4 protein-coding genes are annotated in these 4,002 nt (G+C 56.8%); all 4 read left to right on the top strand.

What is annotated here, in order from left to right; translation table 11 throughout:
- Positions 1-106: 106 nt before the first annotated feature.
- From rsxD to nth, 4 genes are read left to right on the top strand one after another with little or no spacing between them, the layout of a single operon-like run.
- Positions 107-1,162, top strand: a complete 1,056-nt coding sequence (rsxD, locus tag H598_RS0122830; RefSeq protein ID WP_028115075.1) for an electron transport complex subunit RsxD — start codon at positions 107-109, stop codon at positions 1,160-1,162.
- On the top strand, positions 1,162-1,794 hold the full coding sequence (gene rsxG, locus H598_RS0122835) for an electron transport complex subunit RsxG (RefSeq protein WP_028115076.1): 633 nt from the start codon (positions 1,162-1,164) through the stop codon (positions 1,792-1,794). Before rsxD ends, rsxG begins: the two co-directional genes overlap by 1 nt.
- Positions 1,791-2,483, top strand: coding sequence for an electron transport complex subunit E (locus H598_RS0122840; RefSeq protein WP_028115077.1), 693 nt, complete (start codon positions 1,791-1,793; stop codon positions 2,481-2,483). Before rsxG ends, H598_RS0122840 begins: the two co-directional genes overlap by 4 nt.
- Before the next feature lie 41 nt (positions 2,484-2,524).
- Positions 2,525-3,166: an endonuclease III gene (nth, locus tag H598_RS0122845; RefSeq protein WP_028115078.1), complete on the top strand. Its 642-nt coding sequence runs from the start codon at positions 2,525-2,527 to the stop codon at positions 3,164-3,166.
- Positions 3,167-4,002: the final 836 nt, after the last annotated feature.

Raw genomic sequence — 4,002 nt, forward strand, 5'->3', positions numbered from 1 at the left:
GGCCGACCCGAAAAAAGCCGCCATTGCCCGCGCCATCGCCAAGGCAAAAGCCAAACAACAAGCGCAGCGTGATGCTGCCAGCAAATCATCAGACGAGTAGTGATACATGGCCTTTAAGATTGCCTCCTCACCCCACGCGACCACGCACACCAAAACCAGTCAGGTGATGCAACGCGTCGCCCTATGTGCCCTGCCCGGCATAGCCGCCCAGTGGTATTTCTTTGGTTGGGGCAACCTGATTCAAATCGCCATCGCCGTAGTGGTGGCACTGAGCGCCGAAGCCCTGTTTGTCAAACTGCGGCGCCGGCCGGTCATGGCCGCCCTGGGAGACTACTCCGCGCTGGTGACCGCCGTGCTGATCGGCATCTGTATGCCACCACTGGCCCCTTGGTGGATTGTTGCATTGGGTGCCTTTTTTGCCATCGTCGTCGCCAAACAACTGTACGGCGGCCTTGGACAAAACCTGTTTAACCCGGCCATGGTGGCCTACGTCGCCCTGCTGATCTCCTTCCCGGTTCAGATGACCGCCTGGCTGCCTCCACAGGCGCTGGCGGCCAACGCTCTGGATCTCCCTTCCGTGCTGGAGATGATCTTTCTGGGCAGCAACCATCTGGGGCTATCGATGTCGCAACTGTCTTTGGGCATCGATGGGGTCACCATGGCCACGCCACTGGATACCCTAAAGACCGATCTCACTCTCGGTCTGACTGCTGGTGAGAGCTTCGCCAAACCCATTTTTGATGGCAGCTTTGGCGTCGGTTGGGCCTGGGTCAACGCCGGTTTTCTGCTCGGCGGACTGATGATGCTGAAATTGAAAGTGATTCGCTGGCACATTCCCGTGGCCGTTCTCGCGGCGCTGGGCCTGTCGGCCTTTATGGGCACCATGCTGCACCCGGACGGTACCGGCGGACTGGTGTTCCACTGGTTCTCCGGCGCGGCAATGTTTGGCGCCTTCTTCATCGCCACTGATCCAGTTACCGCCGCAACCAGTACTCGAGGACGGTTAATTTTTGGCGCCCTGATTGGCCTATTGGTGTACCTGATCCGCAGCTTTGGCGGCTACCCGGACGCCTTCGCCTTTGCCGTTCTACTGGCCAACATGTGCGCGCCAATGATCGACTATTACACCCGCCCACGCACATACGGTCACGGGAGCGAATAATGCTGGCCTCAATGAAACGAAATGGCTTAATTCTGGCGCTGTTCGGCATGGCGGCCACCGCTGTGGTGGCGGTGACTCATCAGCTCACCAAAGAACGCATCTACGAACAGCAGCAGCAGGAGTTATTGAAAACTCTGCACCAGATCCTGCCCAATGACAGCTACGATCTGCCTCTTCATGAAAGCTGTCATCTGGTGACCAACGAACAGTACCTGGGCACCACTAAACCTCAACGGGCGTTCGTGGCGATTAAAGAGGGGTTGCCGGTCGCTATGGCACTGGAAACCACCGCCCCAGACGGTTACAACGGCGACATCAATCTGATCATCGGCGTTAGTTGGGACGAAAAGATTCTGGGCGTTCGCACCCTCAGCCATAAGGAAACCCCTGGGCTGGGCGACAGCATTGAAACCCGAAAATCTGACTGGGTCTTGAGTTTCAACGGTTATCACCTGATCGATGAAGACGACAAACGCATCGGCGTTAAGAAGGACGGCGGCGACTTTGATCAGTTTACCGGCGCCACCATCACACCGCGGGCCTACACCAAAGCGGTGCGCAACGGCCTGAACTACATTAAACGGTTTAAGCACGAGATCACCACGGCACCACAATGTGGAGACAAGTCATGAGTCAAATGAAAGAGATTGCCTGGCAAGGGCTGTGGAAGAGTAACCCTGGCCTGGTGCAACTGCTGGGACTGTGCCCACTTCTGGCCGTCAGTAACACTCTGACGAATGCCATTGGCCTGGGTTTGGCGACCATGGTAGTACTGGTGTGCTCCAACGTACTGGTGTCTCTGCTGCGCAGCAGCATTCCGGGTGAAGTGCGCATCCCCATCTATGTGATGATCATTGCCGCTTTGGTGACCTGCGTACAACTGCTGGTCAATGCCTACGCGTATGGCCTGTACCTGTCTCTGGGAATCTTCCTGCCGCTGATCGTCACCAACTGCGTCATCATTGGCCGGGCCGAGGCCTTTGCCTCGAAACACTCCGTTGCCCATGCTGCCTTTGATGGCTTTATGATGTCGACCGGCTTCCTGATTGTGCTCAGCCTGTTAGGCGGTATCCGTGAAGTTCTCGGCCAGGGTACCCTGTTTGATGGCGCCGACCTGTTACTGGGAGACTGGGCCACGGCACTGCGCATCGAACTGTGGCAGGTGGACAGCCCGTTCCTGTTGGCCTTGTTGCCACCGGGTGCGTTTATCGCCATGGGCCTGCTAATCGCCGCCAAAAATGCCATGAACGACAAGGTCGAAGCTGCCTTTGCCAATAAAAAAGAAACAGTTAAGATTGAACGAGCCCGGGTAACCAACTAACAATAAGCCCGGCCGGTTAATGACACGGAACGCACAACACCATGAATAACGAAAAACGGCTACAGATCCTGACTCGGCTGCGTGACAACGATCCGCACCCGACCACAGAACTGGAGTTCTCCACCCCTTACGAATTGCTGGTCGCCGTCGCCCTGTCGGCTCAGGCCACCGACGTCAGTGTCAACAAGGCCACCCGTAAGCTGTTTCCGGTAGCCAATACTCCGCAGGCGATGTTGGATCTCGGCGCTGAAGGGATCAAGGACTACATCAAGACCATCGGCCTGTTTAACACCAAGGCGGAAAACGTCATCAAGGCGGCTCAGATGCTGGTCGACCTGCATGGCGGCGAAGTCCCCGAGGATCGGGCCGCTCTGGAAGCGCTACCCGGCGTCGGCAGAAAAACCGCCAACGTAGTGTTAAACACCGCCTTCGGTTGGCCCACCATCGCAGTGGATACCCACATCTACCGGGTATCGAACCGCACCAAGTTCGCCATGGGTAAAAACGTTGACCAGGTAGAACAAAAACTGCTGAAAGTGGTTCCCAGTGAGTTTAAGGTGGACGTTCACCACTGGCTGATTCTGCACGGGCGCTATACCTGCCTGGCCAGAAAGCCTCGTTGTGGCAGCTGCATCATCGAAGACCTGTGTGAGTTTAAAGAGAAGGTCTACCCCGAAGAATAACCCCTCCTCAGAACAATAACGCCGTGGTCTGCCACGGCGTTATTGTATGGCATGATTGCCGCCAGCTCCACCTGACACCACTCAGCGATGTTGCCGCACAAGGGCGATGAGCTGTCCTCCCTGCTTCTGCGGGCGAAAGACACTGGCTACCCGCATGCGCGGGCACGACGGAGGGGGGTTTAAAGTGCGAGGGGAACCTGCTGCACCGAGCTTTGCGGAAACCACAGTAACAACTGGACTACCGCACACCCAGCCAACTCGCACTGTCGCCCTTGCCAACGCCAGGACCCAGTGACTTTAGTTTTAACCTTGAGAAAGACGCTGAATTCTCGCCTGCGCAAAAATGACCAAAGGCACAGACACTGGGTACCCGCGTGCGCGGGCACGACGGAGGGGGGTTTAAAGTGCGAGAGGAACCTGCTGCACCGAGCTTTGCGGAAACCACAGTAACAACTGGACTACCGCACACCACGCCAACTCGCACTGTCGCCCTTGCGAACGCGAGGGCCCAGTGACTTTGGTTTTAACCTTGAGAAAGACGTTGAATTCTCGCCTGCGCAGAAATGACGAAAGGCACAGACACTGGGTACCCGCGTGCGCGAGCATGACGGAGGGGTGATTAAAGTGCGAGGGGAACCTGCTGCACCGAGCTTTACGGAAACCACAGTAACAACTGGGCTACCGCACACCCCGCCAACTCGCACTGTCGCCCTTGCCAGCGCAAGGGCCCAGTGGCTTTAGTTTGGTTCTTCGCAGATTAGCGGGAACTAGATACGAGAACGGCTGGAAAGGTTATTGTGTAGTCGCCAAACAAACCCAATAACCAACCAGCCGTT

It is taken from the genome of Ferrimonas kyonanensis DSM 18153, assembly GCF_000425405.1.
Classification (GTDB): Bacteria; Pseudomonadota; Gammaproteobacteria; order Enterobacterales; family Shewanellaceae; genus Ferrimonas; species Ferrimonas kyonanensis.